General features: G+C 59.3%; 19 protein-coding genes. 9 read left to right on the top strand and 10 right to left on the bottom strand.

The window, feature by feature from the left end; all coding sequences use genetic code 11:
• The first annotated feature begins 435 nt into the window (after positions 1-435).
• A complete protein-coding gene (locus F1002_RS08860) occupies positions 436-1,668 on the top strand; it encodes an SIR2 family protein (protein WP_150428682.1) in 1,233 nt (410 codons plus the stop codon).
• 149 nt (positions 1,669-1,817) lie between these two features.
• On the opposite strand, the gene F1002_RS08855 is transcribed toward F1002_RS08860, so the two are convergent.
• Together F1002_RS08855 and radC are read right to left on the bottom strand one after the other, a co-directional pair.
• Complete coding sequence (locus F1002_RS08855) at positions 1,818-2,213, bottom strand: ATPase (protein ID WP_150428681.1); 396 nt, start codon at positions 2,211-2,213, stop codon at positions 1,818-1,820.
• 277 nt (positions 2,214-2,490) lie between these two features.
• Positions 2,491-2,997, bottom strand: coding sequence for a DNA repair protein RadC (gene radC / locus F1002_RS08845; RefSeq protein ID WP_150428680.1), 507 nt, complete (start codon positions 2,995-2,997; stop codon positions 2,491-2,493).
• A 454-nt stretch (positions 2,998-3,451) separates the two neighbouring features.
• On the opposite strand from radC, the gene F1002_RS08840 reads away from it, so the two are divergent.
• The 5 genes from F1002_RS08840 (at position 3,452) to F1002_RS21495 (ending at position 10,410) form a co-directional block, all read left to right on the top strand.
• Complete coding sequence (locus tag F1002_RS08840) at positions 3,452-4,225, top strand: Hachiman antiphage defense system protein HamA (protein ID WP_150428679.1); 774 nt, start codon at positions 3,452-3,454, stop codon at positions 4,223-4,225.
• The gene (locus F1002_RS08835; RefSeq protein ID WP_150428678.1) at positions 4,212-7,616 is read left to right on the top strand and encodes a DEAD/DEAH box helicase; all 3,405 of its coding nucleotides are present in this window, start codon (positions 4,212-4,214) and stop codon (positions 7,614-7,616) included. The genes F1002_RS08840 and F1002_RS08835 overlap by 14 nt, the downstream gene beginning before the upstream one ends.
• Positions 7,617-7,924: 308 nt before the next feature.
• Positions 7,925-8,620, top strand: coding sequence for a helix-turn-helix domain-containing protein (locus tag F1002_RS08830; protein ID WP_150428677.1), 696 nt, complete (start codon positions 7,925-7,927; stop codon positions 8,618-8,620).
• A 13-nt stretch (positions 8,621-8,633) separates the two neighbouring features.
• Positions 8,634-9,914 carry a hypothetical protein gene (locus tag F1002_RS08825; protein WP_150428676.1) on the top strand — a complete coding sequence of 427 codons (1,281 nt, stop codon included), beginning with the start codon at positions 8,634-8,636 and terminating at the stop codon, positions 9,912-9,914.
• A gap of 91 nt (positions 9,915-10,005) precedes the next feature.
• On the top strand, positions 10,006-10,410 hold the full coding sequence (locus tag F1002_RS21495; RefSeq protein WP_370452137.1) for a helix-turn-helix transcriptional regulator: 405 nt from the start codon (positions 10,006-10,008) through the stop codon (positions 10,408-10,410).
• 32 nt (positions 10,411-10,442) lie between these two features.
• On the opposite strand, the gene F1002_RS08815 is transcribed toward F1002_RS21495, so the two are convergent.
• From F1002_RS08815 to guaB, 5 genes are all read right to left on the bottom strand, one after another.
• Positions 10,443-11,390, bottom strand: a complete 948-nt coding sequence (locus F1002_RS08815; RefSeq protein ID WP_150428675.1) for a nucleotidyl transferase AbiEii/AbiGii toxin family protein — start codon at positions 11,388-11,390, stop codon at positions 10,443-10,445.
• Positions 11,374-12,339, bottom strand: a complete 966-nt coding sequence (locus F1002_RS08810; RefSeq protein WP_223879519.1) for a type IV toxin-antitoxin system AbiEi family antitoxin domain-containing protein — start codon at positions 12,337-12,339, stop codon at positions 11,374-11,376. The genes F1002_RS08815 and F1002_RS08810 overlap by 17 nt, the downstream gene beginning before the upstream one ends.
• 12 nt (positions 12,340-12,351) lie before the next feature.
• Positions 12,352-13,608: a tyrosine-type recombinase/integrase gene (locus F1002_RS08805; RefSeq protein ID WP_150428674.1), complete on the bottom strand. Its 1,257-nt coding sequence runs from the start codon at positions 13,606-13,608 to the stop codon at positions 12,352-12,354.
• 301 nt (positions 13,609-13,909) lie between these two features.
• A complete protein-coding gene (gene guaA, locus F1002_RS08800) occupies positions 13,910-15,544 on the bottom strand; it encodes a glutamine-hydrolyzing GMP synthase (RefSeq protein ID WP_150428673.1) in 1,635 nt (544 codons plus the stop codon).
• Between the two features lie 61 nt (positions 15,545-15,605).
• Positions 15,606-17,069, bottom strand: a complete 1,464-nt coding sequence (gene guaB / locus F1002_RS08795; RefSeq protein ID WP_150428672.1) for an IMP dehydrogenase — start codon at positions 17,067-17,069, stop codon at positions 15,606-15,608.
• Positions 17,070-17,125: 56 nt separating this feature from the next.
• Here guaB and F1002_RS08790 point away from each other — a divergent pair, with 56 nt between their 5' ends.
• A complete protein-coding gene (locus F1002_RS08790; RefSeq protein WP_150428671.1) occupies positions 17,126-17,629 on the top strand; it encodes a DUF4124 domain-containing protein in 504 nt (167 codons plus the stop codon).
• A gap of 12 nt (positions 17,630-17,641) precedes the next feature.
• On the opposite strand, the gene F1002_RS08785 is transcribed toward F1002_RS08790, so the two are convergent.
• Both F1002_RS08785 and F1002_RS08780 read right to left on the bottom strand, forming a co-directional pair.
• Complete coding sequence (locus F1002_RS08785) at positions 17,642-17,968, bottom strand: RnfH family protein (protein ID WP_150428670.1); 327 nt, start codon at positions 17,966-17,968, stop codon at positions 17,642-17,644.
• Entirely contained in the window at positions 17,961-18,404 is a 444-nt protein-coding gene (locus tag F1002_RS08780; protein ID WP_150429252.1) for a type II toxin-antitoxin system RatA family toxin, read from the bottom strand. The genes F1002_RS08785 and F1002_RS08780 overlap by 8 nt, the downstream gene beginning before the upstream one ends.
• A gap of 58 nt (positions 18,405-18,462) precedes the next feature.
• Here F1002_RS08780 and smpB point away from each other — a divergent pair, with 58 nt between their 5' ends.
• Both smpB and F1002_RS08770 read left to right on the top strand, forming a co-directional pair.
• On the top strand, positions 18,463-18,912 hold the full coding sequence (gene smpB, locus F1002_RS08775; protein WP_150428669.1) for an SsrA-binding protein SmpB: 450 nt from the start codon (positions 18,463-18,465) through the stop codon (positions 18,910-18,912).
• Positions 18,913-18,995: 83 nt separating this feature from the next.
• Positions 18,996-19,631, top strand: coding sequence for a response regulator transcription factor (locus tag F1002_RS08770; RefSeq protein WP_150428668.1), 636 nt, complete (start codon positions 18,996-18,998; stop codon positions 19,629-19,631).
• 12 nt (positions 19,632-19,643) lie between these two features.
• Here the strand turns inward: F1002_RS08770 and F1002_RS08765 are convergent, their stop codons facing one another.
• Positions 19,644-20,045, bottom strand: coding sequence for an Hpt domain-containing protein (locus F1002_RS08765; protein ID WP_150428667.1), 402 nt, complete (start codon positions 20,043-20,045; stop codon positions 19,644-19,646).
• Between the last annotated feature and the right edge of the window lie 240 nt (positions 20,046-20,285).

Raw genomic sequence — 20,285 nt, 5'->3', positions numbered from 1 at the left:
AGCGCAGGGTTGGTGCGGCCCGCAGGCGCAGCCGAGGACACGGCCCTGCGCGCCTTGACGGCACATGGCCGCGGGCTACAGTCGCGAGCAAGGTGATGGAGTCAAGGAAGACGGCTGAACAAGGCAACGGCCATACCTGTGTGCTGACCGCACGGCAAGCGAAGCGCGCAGGCCCGGATCTGGAAGCCGGGCCGGAGGCGTCAGCCGAGCGGAGCGAGGGAACGATGGAAGCCCGAATGGGGCGAGACGCCGCAGGTGGCTTGATGCGCAGCACGACAGCGCGACCGGCCATGTTGCTTGGCCGGGGACGCACAGACTTCAAGGTGGAACAACAGACGCAATTCAGGCCAAGATTTGGCGGGCCGGACAAAATCCCAGATAAGAACTTCAAGTGCCCTGTACTATGAAAGCTTGTTTTGCTCCGACTCGATTTTCATGAAAAAGAAACTACTGATAACCGTCGGTGCTGGCGCTTCGCTGGATTTCGGCCTGCCCTCCGTCAGTGCTGTTGACACGTTTTTCGACGGCTGCGCGAGTAAGAGTCACCCTTTAGCGGACGATCCCACTTCCAACCTGTACCGACATTGCCGGGATGCCATCAATGCGTATTACGCTTGTGCGCCGAAGCTGGAGTTGCGCAAATGGGCAAATTTTGAGGAAGTGCTTTACCAGCTCAACCTGTTGATCCCCTACCTGTCCGACCTCCATCGGGTGCACGGATCAAATGCACTGCTTACGGCCAATTCGTTGCCCGAGGTGATGCATTTTGGACGAGATAGGAAAGCTGTCGATGGGGCGGTCTTGGGAAATCTGACCAGTACGCTGATGAGTGAATTGGTCAATCACTTCATCGACGCTTGCGCTACTGCCAGCACGGCGAAGGCAGCAGAAATCGCCGAACTCGGGCAATTCTTGGCTGCACTACAGGACGAGTTCGAGATCGGCATCATCACGCTGAACTACGACAACCTTTTCACCCAAGCGTCGCCGGGACTTCAAACCGGTTTCGATGCGGCTGGAAAATTTGATCCGATGTCCGTCATAGCCCGGACAGACTGGAATTTCATCTACCACCTTCATGGTTCGGTGCATTTCGCGATGACTGGCGTTGCACACGACATGCACGGCATCACCTGGGTGGCTACGCCATCGAAGGATCATACGGTCCACGCGACTGGTCGTAACAGTCAGGACTCAATGGAAGGGACGACCTATCCGATGTCCCCCTTCGTGGCCGGTTACGGAAAAACCCAACAGATTCTGCGACAACCGTTCCGCACGTACTTCGCGCAGGTCAATCGTCTGGTGCATGAAGCCGATAGTCTGCTCTTCCTCGGATACGGTTTCGGCGACCTACATCTGAATGCGGCATTCTCCGAAGTGCGGGACCGCCATCGCCCAATCGTTCTGGTCGATTGGGCCGACGATAACCAAGACCCGCTTCCGTTCCGAAACGATACCTGGTCTTACAACCTCTTCAAGGCCCTACCGGGCGATGCGCATGCCATGAGTTCGATTGGTCACTCGGCCCCTGCCGATCTCGGTGATCTGCGTGCAGCGCGTGAGCTGGAGGTCTCCAACAACCCGACCTATCCATTGGCTGTTTGGTACAACGGCATGCTCGAAGCCTGTCGGCATCCGCAAAAAATCCTGAAGCATCTTCGATAACTGCTGCGGACAGTCGACGCAGATGGCCCGCAGGGTTTTGCCCTGAAGCCAAGCACAGCGCCGGAAACGCGAAGGATTCGGCACCCGGCGCAGCAAAAAAATGTGCGCCGTCCCGATAGGGACGACGCACCGAAGCCTGCGCGGCGCGATCAGTTCGCCGCTGGCACCACCATCGACTGCAACTGATCGATCACGCCAGGCTCAACGAAGACGCAGGCTTGCTTGTCCTCGATCGACACGTTGAACACCTGGGCGAACACCGTGCGCCGCACGTGGGCCAACCGGCCCGTCCGGTACGCCTGCTCCGGCTTCATGCGGGCAGCGCCCGCCGGCGTGCCGCTGCGCTGCGGGTCGCATTCGACCAGCGCGACGAAACCATCGTCGGCCAGCTTCTGGTGCTCGGCGCACAGGCCCCAGCCCGTCGTCGTGTGGCGCTCCATGCTCGCGCGAAGGCGCTTGTCCAGCAGGATGGCGCCTGTATCGAAGGCCAGGCCGCAGACCAGGCAGACGTGTTGTTCCATTGAAACGTGTGATTTGTCGTTCATGACGATCTCCGGTTGCTCGGGTGGAATTGCCCGGAACCGTGGCCAGCACGGCGCAGCACAAGCAGTCAGGGGTCAAGGACGGCCAGGGGCCGCAAGCGTGCCGGCACGCGCAGCCCTTGACGGCGAGAACGCCGTGATACGGTGAAGGGAACAGCAAGACCGCCTCATACCACCACCTACGCACACCTGCCTTCGGCAAGTGCGCAGCACGCGCAGGCCCGAGAGGGCCGTAGCTGCGCCGCCGGACGCAGCAAAAAAGGGGCCGAAGCCCCTGGGTTCAGAGCAGGCCACGCTCGGCGAATGACGTCGTGGCCTCGCCGCCGACGACGATGTGATCCAGCGTGCGCACGTCCACCAGCGCCAGGGCTTCCTTGAGGCGCTGAGTCAGCAGCTTGTCCGCCTGGCTCGGCTCGGAATTCCCGCTCGGATGATTGTGCGAAAAGATCACGGCTGCGGCATTGAGATGCAGCGCTGTTTTCACGACTTCGCGCGGATAGACCGATGTCTGGTCGATGGTGCCGCGGAACAGTTCCACGTACTCGATCAGACGGTTCTGACTATCGAGGAACAAGGCAGCAAACACTTCGTGTTCGAAGCTGGCCAGCTTGGTGCGCAGGTAGTCCTTGACCAGCGCCGGCGACGTGAACAACGTCCCGCGCGGGATCTTCTGGTCGATGACGTACCGGGCTGCTTCCAGAATCTGCTCAGCAGTCGCCAGCAGGTAGCGCCCCTGGTCGTCACGCACCAGCAGCGAGGAATCGAGAGACAGAGAAAGTTGCGACATGATCGTGCTCCGGTTGCTCGGGCGGAATTGCCCGGAACCGGCTTCAGCACGGCGCAGCGCAAGCCGTCACAGGGTCGAAGACGGCCACGGCCGCAAGCGCCAACGGCGCGCAGCCCTTGACGGCGAGAACGCCGTGATACGGTGAAGGGAACAGCAAGACCGCCCTACCCTCCCATGCCGGCAAAACCGGGCAAGCACAGCGCGCAGGCCCGGATCGCAGAACGGGGCCGGAGGCGTCAGCCGAGCGCAGCGAGGGAACGATGGAAGCCCACAGGGGCGAGACACGCGCGGCGGGGCTCGATGCGTAGCACGACAGCGCGACCGGCCAGTATTGGCCGGGGATGTCCGCGACACCCATTGAAGTTCATCTTTACCCGCATTGCGTAATGAGTGCCCGAATCCCAAAGTCTCCGGCACAATGTGACAAAACGTAGCAAACAAGAAGGGAGAGGACGTGCTGTACCAACCTTGGTGCGACAGACATGTCGAGGAAGAAGACAACAAGCAGTTGTGGCGACTGGCCGAACGCAATGGGGGAAGAGCCGCCATTGAAGCGGATCTCACAACTTGCATCCGATCCCACTACGACAACCTGGATCAAATAGCGGAAGACGTTCGCGAACTGGGGTATCCAGGTGCAGCGGCCATTTTGTCCGAGCGCATGCCTCGCTCAGCACGAGCGCGTTCAGGGGAACTTGGCGAAATCCTCGCAACGGAGTTGGTCGAGGAACATCTTGAGTTCAAGGTTCCGGTCCGTCGACTGCGTTACAAGGATGGCAGGGAAATGGCATTGCGCGGCGATGATTTCGTCGGAGTCAGGCTCGATGCCCAAGCCAATCTGCATTTCCTGAAAGGCGAGTCGAAAAGTCGTGCGAACCTCGCCAAGACCACCATTTCAGAGGCCCGCGAAGCACTATCGAGGGATGATGGAAGACCCACGGCGACATCTCTACTTTTCGTCGCGGATCGGCTCATGGAAGGTGTAGGCGAACGCCGGGAGATGGGGAGGAGGATTCGCAACGAAGTCGCCAGCAGAGCCGCGCCCCCCGCGCGAACCAGCCACATGTTGTTCACTATGTCAGGTAATGCCACCCCTCAGGCGCTAGCTGACGATCTGGCAGCGGCAGACGGGATTCGTCCTCATCTCTCTGCGCACCTGCACATAGAAGATCACCAGGCCTTCATCCAGGCCTGCTACGAAAGGGCTCTGGCACTTGGAAACGATTGAAGAACTGACAGGTTTCCTGCACGAAACGACGCAAGACGGATATCGAGGTCGCCTGCAGGCCCGTGGTCAAGCACGGGCGCTGATCCGCCATGACGGACACCTGCCACCGGATGCCCCCGCTTTCAGCGAAGGGATCGACTCAGACCTCGCTGACTATGGCTTTTCGGTGCTGCGCGCCTCACTGGCATTGCGCGAGCTTGGAGGCGATCAGAAGACTTGGCGAAGGGGCTTTGTACACGCAGGAGGGGCTTTCGAGGCACTGGTCCAGAACGGCCCGCAGGACGACGCATTCAGAGGTTTCTACCGAACAGTCGGGGCCGCCTCCTATCACTTGGCCAACTACTCCGCGCTGGCATTTTCTCTTCTGGCACAAGCGCAAACCGACCAGAACCGCTCACCTGCCGAGGATGCACTCGCACTCCTGATCGTACGCGATCTGCAAGGACTTGGACAACGTGCAAGGGAGTGGCTACGCGATCCAGCGAACCGCGATGAGGGCATCAGCCAGGCTGCGGCCGACGGGGAGATTGACCCCGACGAAGTAGTCTCCCGCGTGGCGACATCAACGATGTTCAAGGCGCTGGTGTTCTTCGAGTTTGGCCTGCAGACCGGCCATGACTCCCTCGTCGTGGAAGCGCGCAACCTGCTGAGGCGAGCGATTTCGTTGACCAAGGCTGCCAGCGCAGTTTCTCTTTGGTGGATTCTTCGAATCACTGCAAACCTCATCGACGACCTTTGGTCAAGCAGCCTGCACAAGGTCTTGCCCCTCGAAGGCCCACCCGGCTCAGGAGACTATGCCCAGCTCAGGAAGCTGTTTGTTTCCGAGTTGTATAGCCGGCGCTCCTCCGAGGTAGAGCTGTGGCCTTCTCAGTTGCTGGCAGCACAACGAGCTGCCGACGTATCCGACGACTTGGTGGTCGCCCTCCCCACTAGCGCGGGCAAGACGCGAATAGCAGAGATCGCGGCATTGATGGCACTGGCTTGTGGACATCGGGTTTTGATCGTGACGCCACTGCGTGCGCTTTCCGCACAAACCGAGCGGTCCTTTCGCAAGACATTCACGCCCCTTGGATTCTCTGTCTCGTCGCTTTATGGAAGCAGCGGCATAGCCGGAACAGACGAGGATGCGCTGCGGGAACAGAACATCGTCATCGCCACGCCAGAGAAACTGGACTTTGCTCTGCGAAATGACCCCGACATCATCAATGACGTCGGGTTGATCGTCCTCGACGAAGGGCATCTGATTGGCCCCAGCGAGCGCGAGATCCGCTATGAGAACCTGGTACAGCGATTACTGCGGCGCCCCGACCATGTAGATCGACGAATCGTCTGTCTTTCGGCGATCCTGCCGGCAGGGGATCAGCTCAACGATCTGACTGCATGGATTCGTAGTGATGCTCCCGGCGATCCAATCCAGTCCAGTTGGCGACCCACGCGCCAGCGCTTTGGCACGTTATCTTGGCTCGGAAACTCTGCACGCCTGAGCTTCGACCTTGAGCCAGATGGCCCGTTCATTCGACATTTTGTGCCGGAGGTTCCGCCTATTCGCCCCCGTCGAACGCCGTTCCCCAGGGACAACAAGGAATTGACGCTCGCAGCGGCGTGGAAATTCTCCGAGCAAGGAAAACGAGCACTCGTCTTTTGCACCCAGCGCGATCATGTTGAGGGATTTGCAGAAACCGCCCTGGATATGCAACGACGGGGCTTTCTGCCGTCTCTGCTTGCCAACGTCCAGGAAGTCGAACGTGCCATGGCCGTGGGTCGGGAGTGGCTAGGAGCCGAGCACCCAGCAGTCCGCTGCTTGGCTATCGGCGTTGCGATTCATCATGGGCGTCTCCCAGGCCCCTTCCTGCGAGAAGTGGAGGCACTGCTTGCCGCAGGCGTTCTGCGCGTTACTGTGGCCTCGCCGACATTGGCCCAGGGCTTGAATCTCAATGCTGCGGTACTTCTGATCCCCAACCTGTACAGGGCGGGCACGCTGATCACGGGAGAAGAATTCGCCAACGTCGCTGGCCGTGCCGGCCGCGCATTTGTGGACCTTGAAGGGCTGGTGATCCATGTGATGCATGAACCGGAAGCCTGGCGTCACCAGCGGTGGCGAGAGTTGGTCACGTCGGCCAAGGCCCGCTCACTTTCGAGCGGCATCATCGTCGTAGTCAATGAGGTCATACGGCGCCTCTCCACTTCGGGAGTATTTGCGCGTGGGGATGCCATGGAGTACCTGTCTAGCACACAGGGCGCTTGGTTCCCAGATGCCGCAGGGGACGACCAAGATTCAGATTCAATGGAAAGTCTTATCGAGCGGTTGGACGCAACCGTGCTTGGCCTGATCGAAGCGCTTGATGCGGAAAGCGCGGATCTTCCACGGTTGTTGGATGAGGCCCTTGTGGGCTCGCTGTGGGCAAGGCAAATCGCGCGCCTTGATGCCCTCGAAAGGCAAAAGCAGCTCTGGATTCTCGTCAGTAGAGCGCAGCTCATCTGGAACAAGACAACGGTCGAGCAGCGCAAGGGGCAGTTTGCAATGGGCGTGGGTCTGGAATCGGGGCTTGCCATCGACGCATTGGCGGCCGAACTGACTGAGCTTCTTGATCTCGGTGATACGGCTGCCCTCGTTGGAGATGCCGATGCCTTGACCGCCGCACTCGTTGGAATGGGAGAGAGGCTTCTTGCGATTCGTCCCTTTGTTTCAGATGATCCGCTGCCTGCGAACTGGAAAGAACTGCTTGGAGCCTGGATTCGTGGTGAAGACGTGGCGGCCATCGGCCAAGAGGGCATGCGCGTGGTTGACGATGCGTTCGTCTATCGTCTGGTATGGGCGATTGAAGCCGTGCGAATGAATCGGCGAATCAATGGCGGCGAATCAGAAATGCTTGTTGAGGGAGCCGCCGCAGCGTGTCTGGAAGCCGGACTGCCATCCAACGCCATGGCCATGCTTGTTCGAGCAGGCCTTCCCTCGCGCGTTGCCGCCAAGACAGTCATTGAGCAGATGACACCCGGATTCACGAATCGCGCAGAGATGAAGGCTTGGCTACGATCGGCAGAGGTGGCGGCCTACGACCACGCCCCTGGTTGGCCCACTCTCGAAACGCATTCAATCTGGCAGCAGTTCCGGCGCGACGTTCTTTCGAGCGAGGACGGGAAATGGGCGTCACAGGAATGGACGATGCAATGGCCCTCTCGCTCCACTTTTCCTATGCGGGTTGAGGTTGATCCGCAAAGTGGCCAAGTGTCTATTGCGACGCCTGACTTTGCCCAGCTTACGACGATCAGACAGAAGCTTCAGGCGGAATCACCGAGCCTGTTTGAAGTCGAGCCGCTGCAGGACGGAACGAGTGTCAGCATCCGCCGCATTGGTCGAGGCGAGGCGCGTTGGGTGGAACAAGGTGCGTAACCTGGCGCGGGCGCGTAGATGTGCTACGAAAGTTGCGACATGATCGTGCTCCGGTTGCTAGGGCGGAATTGCCCGGAACCGGCTTCAACACGGCGCAGCGCAAGCAACATGGGGCAACGACGGCCGCCAGGACGCAAGCGCGCAAGCCCGACGGCGGAACGCCGAGATGCCCAAGGGAGGCTTCGTTAAAATGATGGAAGCAATCAGGGTTGATGGCTATTCTGTCGCTTGTCGGGTTCCTGTCGTGTTGCCTTTGTCTCTGGCTCCCCATACTTCGCCACATCGGTTGAAAACAAAGGAGCTACAAAATGAGCACTGCTGAAAGCACTCAACAAACCCGTCTGCTGACGCCGGCTGAACTGGCCGTTTGCATCAGAATGTTCCGCGAAATGCGTCAATGGTCGCAGGAACAATTGGCTGAGATTTCCGGCCTCAACGTGAGAACGGTCCAGCGGGTTGAACAAGGATTGTCCGCCAGCCTCGATACCCGCCGCGCCCTTGCCAGTGCGTTCGAGTTCGAGGACATCGATGCGCTCAACAAGCCTTTCACCATTCCATCGGAAGAAGAACTCAAGGCGGCAAAGGAAAAGTTTGATCGTGAGCACGTCACCTTGACGGCGATTCCGCTGACCACCGGCAAGCAGTTGGCCAAGCTCGCGGAAATCTGCTCAATGGACTTGTCGGAGCCTGGTTTCGAGCTGAACCGAGAAGCGGATGAGACGTTCGCCGCCCTGGTGGACTATTTCAGAGACTACCGGGATTGCGCGGATGTCTATAGCGAAACGCAGAAGTTCGATGTGTACGACGAGATGCAATCCCATATCGACGCGCTCAAAACGCTCGGCGTGTCGCTGCGCTACGCCGAACGCAAGATGCAGGTGAAATGGGGGACAGAGCCGGACAGCAAGCCGATGTCAGTCAATGTGCTGTACGTGGTCGCCTTTCCACTCGGCAAGGAACCCGAACAATTCGCCACACCGAAATCTGGCGGCATCCGTTTATGACAAGGACCAACCCATGCTCGATATCCCAATCATAGACGCCCTATTTTCTGCGCTCATCAATAACGACAAGGACGCACTCGACGACATCGAGTCTCAACGCGCGGCGGAGTGCGCGTTCCTGCGTGCAGTCATTTGTACCGATGCGCCAGGCGCAATCGACCTCGAACTTGGCCTCAGCGTGGCCTCCAGCGAGTACGTTACGCCGTTTTTCGAGGGGCCGCGAGCGTTCTTCATGTCCGCCGGGGCCAGCCTCCAAGCACGGCTCACGGGCGGCCGATCGAATGCACTGATCGATTTTTCGCTGAGTTTCGATTCGAACTTCGCGGAGAAGATGCGTGCGGCCATCGCTGGCGAGAACATCCAGCAGGTCGATCGCGATCGCGTCAACGAGGTCCTCATGCTCAAGGCCCGTAACCGCAACGTGCAATTCGATGTGCTGCCGTTCCTGATCGAGAACACCCGCCTGACCCGCGACAATCCGCGCAACGAACGTCCCTTGAATACGTTGATCGCTTTCCGCATGCTCGATCACCTGGACTGGGATGCCTTTCGGGATGATCCCAGCCACTTCGTCTTCGATGTCCCATGCGAAGAACTAAAGGCTTCACTTCGTCCCGAAGCCGTGGCCTTTCTGTCGGAATTGCAGACCAGTGGGGAGGTAATTCGGCACGAAGCCAGGAGCGCCGGAACACAGGTACTGCTCTTGCGTTTCGCCCGGCTGTGGCACGAGAAACGCAAGCCGGATAAGAAACGCATCCTGCGCGACTTACTCAGTTTCAACATCCATCACCTGGGGTCCATCCCGCTCACCGAGTTGCACCTCATATGGAGCGGCATGACTTCCGAATCGGGGGCGCCGTTTTTCGGCCCGATTACAGGTATATCCAAGACCATGTTAGAGGATGTTCGCGGCATGGCTTGGGACATGACGCTCCTCCGCGTTCTGGAGAAGAATGCTACGGCCAGTCGGCTCGGTTCCTTCTTCATTCCATATTTCGTATCGATTGACCAGCGCTGGCGTCACTTGCTGCGCTTGAATCCCGTCACGATGATGCTGATCGACGATTCCGATCGACGCGTACTCTTTGCGCGAGCCGATGAACTGGCGTTCCAGCATATTCTGGAAGAATGCGTGAAGACCGAGTTGCAGGCAGAGATGACGCCTGAGAAGGTTGAAGCCCGTCGCAGGGCGGCGCAGACCGCTCAGTTGGGCGCGATGCAGCAACTTGTCGCCGAAGAGGAAGATCTCTGGCTTGAACAAGCCTCGCAGCAAATGGCGAGCAAGACTAGGTAGTCCAGCGGAATGGCTGTAACGATCCGAAGATCACACCGAGTTCGCTGTTCTACGCCCCAGCAAGTTGTCCCGATAGGTGTCGAGCTTCATCATGCCTCCATGCAGTGTGCTGATGGAGTCCGAGGTGGAATACTTACCGCAAACATCCGACGCAGCCGGCGTCGACACCGGCCGGTCTCTTCCCTTGCCGGGCACGGAAGCCTATGAGGCGCTGCCACAGTTCCCGAAGCGCAGCCCACTTCCTTTCCGGCGCACGATCCGCCGCCACGAACTGCGGCAGATCGTCCCCCTGGCTGAAACGACGATCTACGAACTGGAGCGACGGGGTGAATTCCCCCGGCGCTTCAATCTGACGCCGCGCTGCGTGGTATGGGACCTGGCCGAGGTAGAAGCCTGGATCGAGGAACGCAAGCAAGCCCCTCGAATCAACGCCGCCAAACCCGATGTCCACCTACGAAAAACCCGCCCTGTTCGGGCGGGTTCGGGCCAGGATTGAGACCGGAGGCAACCTCACCTAAGTATCTCACCTCATCTGGCAGCAACGATCCGAGCCAGCGTTTCTTCCAGCAGGCCCCGGTCCGCCGTGCGCTTGGCGTCGGTGCGCTGTGCCAAGTTGTGTAACTTACGCCGCACAGCCGGTAAATCGCCCGCATGTGGAAGTCCGATCAGATCGAAGTCCGGTTGCTGGTCTTCAATGGATCGCAGGAACGCACACGATGGCTCATCCAGCCAACCCCCCACACGCGCCAACAGGCGCTCATGAATATCCAGTAAGACTTCGGCTTCAATGGGCTCAGCCGTCATGCCTTTGAAGTGCGCCTCGAATGTCACTGCGAAATCCGCAGGCACGCGAGGCGCCAGCATCTCCCAGGCAGGCTTGGGGCTACAGGTCAAGTAGACGAGAAAAGTCCGCCAGAGCACCTGATCGGCCCGTTCGTCTTCCAGCAACAAGCCAACATCGAAAAGATCGCGCGGATGCTGACGCGAGAGTGCCGCAGCCAGCTTGCCGGCATAGAGATCAGCAAAATCCAGCACCTGCACCGAGGCGAAACCGAACACGTCCTCCACTCTGGGACGCACCACCATGTTACGCACTGGATGTACCGTGCCGCGCATGACCGGCGTTGTCTCGATCTGCACACGCGCGCGACCGCGACTGGCCACCAACCGCGTGACGCCTGCGCCCTCGCCGGCCGACAACTGCACCTGTAATTGCAGGGGCCGGGCACGCAGCCTATCGGCCAGTCGCCCAAGCGCTTCGGCGATCAGCTTCGCATCCTCGGCATAGTCATGCACCGGCAACCAAGCCAGATCAATGTCCACCGACAAGCGTGGCAGGTCGTGCTCGAACAGGTTGATTGCAGTGCCGCCCTTGAGTGCGAAGCTCGGCTCCTGCGCCAGTACCGGTAGTATCTCGACCAACAGCCGAACCCGGTCGGTGTAGCGGCGATCCCAGTGATCAAGCCAGGTGTTCATCAAGGTCTCCCGGCAAGGTGATCTGGTAGGTCGGATGCAGGCGACCGCCTGGCACCAAGGCGCGCTTCCCCCGGCCCAGATCGACACCCTCCAGTGACACATGCGACAGCCACGCATGCCGATGGCGCTCGGCCAGCGCCAGGAACACCCGCTTGGCCTTGATGCTGCGGCAGTGCCGCAACAGCAGGCTGACCCGCTGCGGCCGCAGCGTTGTCATGGCCTGCATCAGCGCATCGGCCTCATAGACCAACGTTGCGCCCGCGATGCCATCGCACAACTCCAGCATGGCCCGCTCGGGCGTAGAGCAGACCAAGGCATCTGTGCCCGGCGCGGCCTGATGCCAGGCCAGTCCTTGCTCGGACAGCGTCTTCTCGGACACCTCCGATGCGAACGACAAGAGGGGCAGATCGAACGCCCCTTTGCCCAAGAACTCGAAACGCTGCTCCAACGGCAGCTTGCCGAGCCAACCCGGTGACCGCCCCGGCCCATACAGCGTGATTGTTCCGGCGTCGCCCAGACGCAGGTAGTGCTCGTGCCCCTGTAGGCTTAGAGCGAAACGGCCGCCGACATGCAGCGGCACCCCCTCGCCAACCTGCAAGCTGCGAACCACACCCTCCCACTGCAGGTGGCCGCCCTTGCGCATGTAGACGCCGCGTACCGGCGACACCAGCCAGCCGCTGCTCACATAGCGCGCGACGAGGCTGTTGGAGTAGCCGTGTGCCCGCAGCCAGCGACTCGATATCAGGCGTGTATCGCCAAGTTCGGCTAGCAGCAGGTTCAGTTTTCCTGTTTTTTGATCACTCATGGTGCTCAAAATACAGCTTTTATAAACTTCTGCCAAGGCCTGAAGGTTTGGTGGATGGAAGAAATGATCACTCATAGTGATCTTTTTACGACAACAATAAACCGCACGCCGTGCACCGGCGGCTCGTTCAGAGAGAACGATCATGCCGTTCTCCCTTCACAAGGCCGCGCTGAGGACGGGAACCGCCACGTTCTCCGAAAGCAGCTTCGGCACATGGGTGCGCCCGTCGATCCAGGCATCCACCATATCCGCCCACTCTTGCAGCATGTGGCGCCGTTGCTCGGCGTACTCGGCTTTGTTGTAGATCGAACGCGAGGAACGGCCGTCCTCGTGGGCGAGGCACTTCTCGATCCAGTCGCCATTAAAGCCGACCTCGTTGAGCAGCGTCGAACCTGTACGACGCAGGTCGTGTACCGTGAAAGGCTCCAGCGGCAGACCGGCGGCCTTGGCGCGCTCGGACACGATCTGGGTCACGCGGTTGAGCGTCGCCTTGGACATGCAGCGGTCGGCGTCGTAACGCGACGGCAGGACGAACTTCGACCCCGCCGCGCAAGTGTGCAGCGCGACGAAAATGTCCACGGCCTGGCGTGACAGATAGACGACGTGCGGATTGCGACCTTTCATCCGTGCCTTCGGAATCGTCCAAGTGGCATTCTCGAAATCAACCTCGGCCCATGTCGCCTCGATCAGTTCGCTCTTGCGCACCAGCGTCAGCAGGATCATGCGCAGCGCCAACCGGATAGTCGGATAGGTCGCCACCGATTCCATCTGCCGCGCCATCAGCCGGATCTCCAGCGGCGATAAGGCACGATCCTTCGGCACGAAGGTCGCAATCGACGCGGCACCCACGCTTTCGGCCGGGTTGTCCACTTTCTCGCCGTGCAGGATGGCGAAGGCATAGACCTGTTTCACGATGTCGCGGATGTGTACGGCGGTAGCGGGCGCTCCACGCGCCTTTACCTTGTTGCAGAGGGCGCGCAGGTCATCGGCGGTGATTTCGTTGAGCTGCCGGTTCTGGAAGGCCGGAAGGATGTCCCGATCGACGATGCTCTTGCGCATCGCCTTGGTGCTGTCGGCCATCCGAGCATCCGCCAGCCACTTGCCGGCCACGTCGCCAAAGGTCTTGGCGGCGGTCAGACGGCGCTTCTCGCGCTGCTTCTCCAGCGCGGGGGACTTGCCTTGGGCGACCGCCTTCTTGGCGTCGATCAGTTTTTCACGGGCCATCGCCAGAGAAATACCGGACCGCCCATACCGTCCAATGGTCAGCGTTTCGCGCCGGCCATTGAGACGGTAATCGAAGCGGAAGGTGACGGTACCGGCGGTCGATACCGTTACGTACATGCCGTCGCGGTCGGAAGCCTTGTAGGGCTTGGACTTCGGCTTGAGATTGCGTAGTGCGGTGTCGGTAAGCATCGAGGTTTTTCCTCCTGTTCGTGACGGCTTTTACCGTCAAGGGTCAGGAGACCTGCTGATGCCCGGAAAGCCGCATGAAACAAGCTTTCCTTATGAGTGTTTTACCGTCAAAGACCGGTTTGGTCCGAATAGTTAACGGCAGGGTCTTAATCCGGCCAAGGGGATCTACCGTCACCTTTACCGCCAACTTGCTCCGCTTGCTGGCGATAGTCACCGATAGTTGCCGCGACGCATTTATTTCTAAATCAACACGTTACGGCAGCTTTTCGATAGCTGGCGATAGGCCCCGAAAGACCCGATTTCACTCCCACTCGATGGTTGCCGGTGGCTTGCCGGAAACGTCGTATACCACCCGGTTCAGCCCGCGAACTTCGTTGATGATCCGGTTCGAGACCCGGCCGAGCAACTCGTACGGCAGATGCGCCCAATGCGCGGTCATGAAGTCGCTGGTGACCACGGCGCGCAGGGCAACGACATTCTCGTAGGTACGCCCATCCCCCATGACGCCGACACTCTTGACCGGCAAGAAGACGGCAAAAGCCTGGCTGGTCAGGTCGTACCAACTCTTGCCGAGGTCGGCGGCGGTACAGGCACCGGACGCGACATCCCGCTCGGTGGCGTGCGTGGCACGCAACTCGTCGATGAAGATTGCATCGGCGCGCTGCAGCAGGCTGGCCGACTCACGCTTGACCTCGCCGAGGATGCGCACGCCGAGGCCCGGCCCCGGAAACGGGTGGCGATAGACCATCTCGCGCGGCAGACCGAGGGCAACACCCAATTCGCGGACCTCATCCTTGAACAGTTCGCGCAGCGGCTCCAGGAGCTTCAGATGCATGTCTTCCGGCAGACCACCGACGTTGTGGTGACTCTTGATGGTGTGCGCGCCCTTCTTGCCCTTGCCGGCCGATTCGATCACATCCGGATAGATCGTGCCCTGGGCCAGCCATTTGGCAGCGGAGAGCTTCTTCGACTCGGCCTGAAAGACCTCGACGAACTCCTTGCCGATGATCTTGCGCTTCTGCTCGGGATCGCTCACCCCAGCCAGCTTGCCCATGAAGTCATCGACGGCATCGACGCGGATGACCTTGACGCCGAGGTTGCGGGCGAACATGTCCATGACCATGTCACCTTCGTTGAGACGCAGCAGGCCGTGATCGACGAAGACGCAGGTCAGCTGATCACCGATCGCCTTGTGGATCAGCGCCGCGGCAACGCTCGAATCGACGCCGCCCGACAGGCCAAGGATAACTTCCTCATCGCCAACCTGGCGCTGGATCGCATCCACCGCCTCGGCGATGTAGTCGCCCATCACCCAATCGGTGCCGCAACCGCAGATACCGTGCACGAAGCGCTCAAGGATCGCCCGCCCCTGCTGGGTATGGGTCACTTCCGGGTGGAACTGGACCGCATAGAACTTACGGTTCTCGTCTGCCATCGCAGCAATCGGGCAGGAAGCGGTCGAGGCCATCTTGACGAAACCGGGCGGCAGTTCCATGACCGAATCACCGTGGCTCATCCAGACCTTCAGCATGCCGTGGCCTTCGGGGCTGTAGAAGTCGGCGATGTCGTTGAGCAGCGCGGTATGGCCGTGGGCGCGGACTTCCGAGTAGCCGAATTCGCGGGCCTTGCCGGCAGCCTCTGCAGTCATCACCTGGCCGCCCAGCTGCTGGGCCATTGTCTGCATGCCGTAGCAGATGCCGAGCACCGGAATCCCCAACTCGAACACGACATTCGGTGCACGCGGCGTATCGCCCTCGGTCACCGAGCTCGGGCCGCCGGAGAGGATGATGCCCTGGGCGCCGTAGTTGCGGATGAACTCGTCGGAAACATCGTACGGGTGGATTTCGCAGAAGACCTTGGCTTCGCGCACGCGACGGGCGATCAGCTGGGTGACCTGGGAACCAAAATCGAGGATGAGGATTTTTTGATGGGACATTTTCAATGCCTTGAATGAACAAGGGCGGCTCCGCGAGCCGCCCTGAGGACCATGAGAACGATCAGTCGAGGTGGTAGTTCGGGGCTTCCTTGGTAATCTGCACGTCGTGGACGTGCGATTCGCGGATACCGGCTGAGGTGATTTCGACGAAACAAGCGTTTTCGTGCATGTGGGCGATGGTCGGGCTGCCGAGGTAGCCCATCGACGAACGCAGGCCGCCCATCAACTGGTGGATCACGGCGAGCACGGAACCCTTGTAGGGAACACGGCCTTCGATACCTTCCGGCACGAACTTGTCGACGTTGGCCGTTGCTTCCTGGAAGTAACGATCCGACGAACCGGCCTGCATCGCGCCGAGCGAGCCCATGCCGCGATACGACTTGTACGAACGCCCCTGGAACAGTTCGACTTCGCCCGGGGCCTCCTCGGTCCCGGCGAACAGGCCGCCCAGCATGACCGTATCGGCACCTGCCGCAATGGCCTTGGCGATATCGCCGGAATAACGGATACCGCCGTCGGCGATCATCGGTACGCCGGTGCCCTTCAGCGACTCGGAAACATTCTGGATGGCCGTGATCTGGGGTACGCCGACACCGGCCACGATGCGCGTGGTGCAGATGGAACCGGGACCGATGCCGACCTTGACGCCGTCGGCACCCATATCGACCAGAGCCCGGGCCGCATCAGCAGTGGCGATATTGCCGCCGATCACTTCGATTTGCGGGAAGTTCTTCTTGACCCACTTGACACGGTCGAGCACGCCTTGCGAGTGGCCGTGGGCGGTATCGACCACGACGACATCGACGCCGGCTTCAGCCAGCAGTTCGACACGCTCCTCGGTACCCGCGCCAACGCCAACCGCAGCGCCGGCACGTAAGCGACCGGAGGCATCCTTGTTGGCCAGCGGGTGCTCGGTCGACTTAAGAATATCCTTGACGGTGATCAGGCCACGCAGGTTGAAGTCGTCATCCACGACCAGCACGCGCTCCAGGCGGTGGGTACGGATCAATTCCTTGGCATCCTCGACGCTGGCACCTTCCTTGACAGTGACCAGACGCTTTTTCGGCGTCATGATCGACTTGACCGGCTGATCCAGGTTGGTTTCGAAGCGCAAGTCGCGGTTGGTGACAATACCGACCACCTTGCCGGACTTGTCGAGCACCGGCAGGCCCGAAATCCGGTATTGACGGGTAATTTCAAGCACATCGCGAACCGTCATCAACGGCGAAACGGTAATCGGATCCTTCAGGATGCCGGATTCGAAACGCTTGACCTTGGCCACTTCAGCTGCCTGAGCCTTGGCCGTGAGGTTCTTGTGGATGATGCCGATACCGCCCTCCTGAGCCAAAGCAATGGCAAGACGCCCTTCCGTCACGGTATCCATGGCGGCCGAGAGCAGCGGAAGGTTCAGGGTAATGTTGCGGGTCAGCTTGGTAGCAAGACTGACATCGCGCGGGAGGACTTGAGAATGTGCGGGGACGAGCAGCACGTCGTCGAAGGTGAGGGCTTTTTGCAGCAGTCGCATGGCCTTTAATCCAAGGTCACAAAATCGTATTATACAGAAAAGCCAAGGAAACCCAGATGACCTCGAAACCAATCATCGCATTCGCTGCCGTGGCGGCCGCCTCCGTCGCCGCAATCAATGCGGTTTACGCCGAAACCTATCAGTGGAAGGACAGCAGCGGACAAACGGTGATTTCCGACACGCCACCACCTTCCAACGCCAAAAACCGCCGCGCCATCGATGCTCGCCAACCCTCCGTAGCCAGCGAGAAGCCGACCGAAAAGGCCGCCGAAGAAGCAAAAAGCCCTGAAGGCCCGAAAACGACGGCCGAGAAGGACCTGGAATTCAAGAAACGTCAGCAGGAAAAAAAGGAAAAGGCCGACAAGCTGGCCAAGGAGCAAGCCGCTGAAGCGGAGCAGAAAGACAACTGCGAGCGGGCAAAACGAAACCTGAGTGCCCTGGAAAAGAACCAACCCATGGCGACAGTCGACGACAGCGGCCAGCACAAGCTCATGGATACATCACAGCGCGAACAGGAACTTGAGCGTGCCCGGCGAGTCATCGTCGAAACCTGCAAATAGCCCCGGCCTAAATCAGCCCTCAGAGGCGTCGGCATCGCCGGCGCCTTTTTTCATGACCTTGCCCTCCGCAGCACGCTGCCTGCGGACTTCCTTGGGGTCGGCGATCAACGGCCGATAGATTTCGATCCGATCCTTGTCCCGCAACACGGCATCGAGTTTGGACAACTTGTTCCAGATTCCGAATTTGTTCTTTCTGATATCGATTTCCGGATATTTCGCCAAAAGCCCGGATGCATCGAGCCCATGCTGCAAGGTCGCTCCCTCAGGAACCCGAACACGTACCACCTCCTGCTTGCTGTTCATGGCATAGCAGATTTCAACATTGAGGGTTTCAGCCACGGGCTGCTCCATAGACTTGGCTTGCACGCCTCACAAAGGCGTCGACAAAGGTGTTGGCAATGTGACTGAATACGGGGCCGATGACCTTTTCAAACAGTTTGCTCGAAAATTCGTAGTGCAACTTGAACTCGATCTTGCAGGCGTTCTCGGCCAGAGCCTTGAAGTGCCACGCCCCTTCTAGTCGCCGAAACGGCCCGTCAATCAAGCGAATGCTCATCTGGCGAGCGTATTCCTTGTCGTTTTCGGTCGTAAACGACGATTTGACGGCGTGGTAATTGATATGCAGCGTCGCAACCGTCTTCACCGAATCCCGATATTTGACTTCGGTATGACTGCACCACGGAAGAAACGCGGGGTAATCCTCGCAACGGTCGACCAGCTCGAACATTTGTTCGGCCGATTGCTCGATCAACACTGTCTTTTCAACCAGAGCCATGCAGTGGCAGCGTCCCTGTATCCTGTAGAATGGCAATTTTAATGGATCGCCAAGCAGCATGAGCATTACGGTCAATAAAAAAGCCTTCCACGATTACTTCGTCGAAGACAAATACGAGGCGGGCATGGTTCTCGAAGGATGGGAAGTCAAGGCCATTCGTGCCGGCCGGATGAACATCAAGGAATCCTACGTCATCATCAAGGGCGGAGAACTCTTTCTGATCGGCATGCATATCAGCCCGCTCACGACTGCCTCGACGCACAACAAGCACGATCCGACGCGCACGCGCAAACTGCTCCTGCACGGAAACGAAATCAGCAAGCTCATCGGCAAGGTCGAACGTGCCGGTTACGCTCTGGTGCCGCTCGACTTGCACTTTCTGCGCGGAAGGATCAAGCTCGAAATCGGATTGGCCAAGGGCAAAAAACAACACGACAAACGCGCAAGCGAACTGGAAAAGGACTCCAAACGGGAAGCGCAACGTGCTATGAAAGAACATCAGAGATAAAGCACGGTTTATCGACTTTTATCAAACCCCGGCCGAATCAGTTCAAGCATGATGAGCAATGTCGAACACTCGAAAGCTCGACCATGAAAGCATCCCGCATTATTCTCGCCGATGACCACCTTTTGATTCGTGCCGGCATCCGCGCTCTTTTCGAAACACTCCCCGATCACGAACTCGTCGCGGAATGCTCCGATGGCCACGAAGCCGTTGCCGCCATCCGGAAACTTTCACCGGATGCCATCCTGCTCGACATTGCAATGCCGGGCCCATCGGGAATAGAGGTCACGCAAACCATCCGCCAGTTCGACACCAATACGCGAATACTGATTCTCTCCAGCATTGACCGCCCGGAAATCATTGAACAGGGAATGGCTGCCGGGGCCAATGGCTATCTGCTCAAGGATTTCGTCATCACCGAACTCCTCGAAGCCCTGAATACCGTACTGATTGGCAAGACCTACCTGTCGCCGCGCATTCGCGGCTACGCGGCGACACCCGGCGGCAACGGATCAAGCAATGGCGGAAACCAACTCACTTCCAGGCAAAGGGAAGTACTACGCCTGGTTGCCTCGGGAAAAACCACCAAGGAAATTGCCCGCGACCTGGGTATCAGCCCCAAAACGGTGGAGTTCCACCGTGGGCGCCTGATGGAGCGGATCGGCGCTCACGATGTCACCGGGCTGACCCGCTTCGCAGTTCAGTCAGGCGTTCTCAACTAGGCAAGCGAAGGCTTAAGCCAACGGCCCTTCGAAATACGCCTTCATCTCGGAAGCCATGCAGTTCAGGCAGTTGCACAAGGTTTCGGCCATCAACACCCAGTCTTCTCCGGCGAACATCGCATCGGCCTGGGTTGGATGCTTGCGAAGAGAGTCTTCGAAGCGCCGCGCAATATCCACGCACTGATGGCCGGAAAACAGCACACAACTGCTACGAATATCGTGCAGTGCATTCTTGAGGGCAGGATGATCTCCGGCACTGAGCGCCAACAGCATCCGCTCAAGCAGATTGGGATAGTTCGTCAGAAACAGACCGGCCAGACGCTTCGCCGTTTCTTCATTACGACCAAGGTTTTGCAACAAGTAATCGAGGTTGCAATACCCTCCTTGAAATCTTGGAAAGTCGTTCTCCGACATAAAGCAGACCTGGTTTTTTGTATTATTCGGTCATAGCTTAGGTGCAACGACGAGCCCCGGGGAACTGGGCATTACCCTAGGTCACCAGGAAAAGATGGCATGTCGTCAAACGCCCCCCAAAAAACACAAAGCCCGAAAGCGTGGCTTATCGGGCTTCAAGATGACTGGCGGAGTGGACGGGACTCGAACCCGCGACCCCCGGCGTGACAGGCCGGTATTCTAACCGACTGAACTACCACT

This window comes from Dechloromonas sp. CZR5, assembly GCF_008711155.1.
GTDB lineage: Bacteria > Pseudomonadota > Gammaproteobacteria > Burkholderiales > Rhodocyclaceae > Azonexus.
Note: the sequence above shows the minus strand (reverse complement) of the source record. Positions and strands in the feature narration are given on the sequence as shown.

Excerpts from the sequence above, each read along its gene's own strand:
- F1002_RS08770 (WP_150428668.1), top strand. The coding sequence starts at position 18,996 with ATGAAAGCATCCCGCATTATTCTCGCCGATGACCACCTTTTGATTCGT.
- F1002_RS21495 (WP_370452137.1), top strand. The coding sequence starts at position 10,006 with ATGCCTCCATGCAGTGTGCTGATGGAGTCCGAGGTGGAATACTTACCG.
- F1002_RS08805 (WP_150428674.1), bottom strand. The coding sequence starts at position 13,608 with ATGCTTACCGACACCGCACTACGCAATCTCAAGCCGAAGTCCAAGCCC.
- F1002_RS08765 (WP_150428667.1), bottom strand. The coding sequence starts at position 20,045 with ATGTCGGAGAACGACTTTCCAAGATTTCAAGGAGGGTATTGCAACCTC.
- F1002_RS08815 (WP_150428675.1), bottom strand. The coding sequence starts at position 11,390 with ATGAACACCTGGCTTGATCACTGGGATCGCCGCTACACCGACCGGGTT.
- guaB (WP_150428672.1), bottom strand. The coding sequence starts at position 17,069 with ATGCGACTGCTGCAAAAAGCCCTCACCTTCGACGACGTGCTGCTCGTC.
- guaA (WP_150428673.1), bottom strand. The coding sequence starts at position 15,544 with ATGTCCCATCAAAAAATCCTCATCCTCGATTTTGGTTCCCAGGTCACC.
- F1002_RS08830 (WP_150428677.1), top strand. The coding sequence starts at position 7,925 with ATGAGCACTGCTGAAAGCACTCAACAAACCCGTCTGCTGACGCCGGCT.
- F1002_RS08810 (WP_223879519.1), bottom strand. The coding sequence starts at position 12,339 with ATGATCGTTCTCTCTGAACGAGCCGCCGGTGCACGGCGTGCGGTTTAT.
- F1002_RS08780 (WP_150429252.1), bottom strand. The coding sequence starts at position 18,404 with ATGGCTCTGGTTGAAAAGACAGTGTTGATCGAGCAATCGGCCGAACAA.
- smpB (WP_150428669.1), top strand. The coding sequence starts at position 18,463 with ATGAGCATTACGGTCAATAAAAAAGCCTTCCACGATTACTTCGTCGAA.
- F1002_RS08825 (WP_150428676.1), top strand. The coding sequence starts at position 8,634 with ATGCTCGATATCCCAATCATAGACGCCCTATTTTCTGCGCTCATCAAT.
- F1002_RS08860 (WP_150428682.1), top strand. The coding sequence starts at position 436 with ATGAAAAAGAAACTACTGATAACCGTCGGTGCTGGCGCTTCGCTGGAT.
- F1002_RS08790 (WP_150428671.1), top strand. The coding sequence starts at position 17,126 with ATGACCTCGAAACCAATCATCGCATTCGCTGCCGTGGCGGCCGCCTCC.
- radC (WP_150428680.1), bottom strand. The coding sequence starts at position 2,997 with ATGTCGCAACTTTCTCTGTCTCTCGATTCCTCGCTGCTGGTGCGTGAC.
- F1002_RS08855 (WP_150428681.1), bottom strand. The coding sequence starts at position 2,213 with ATGAACGACAAATCACACGTTTCAATGGAACAACACGTCTGCCTGGTC.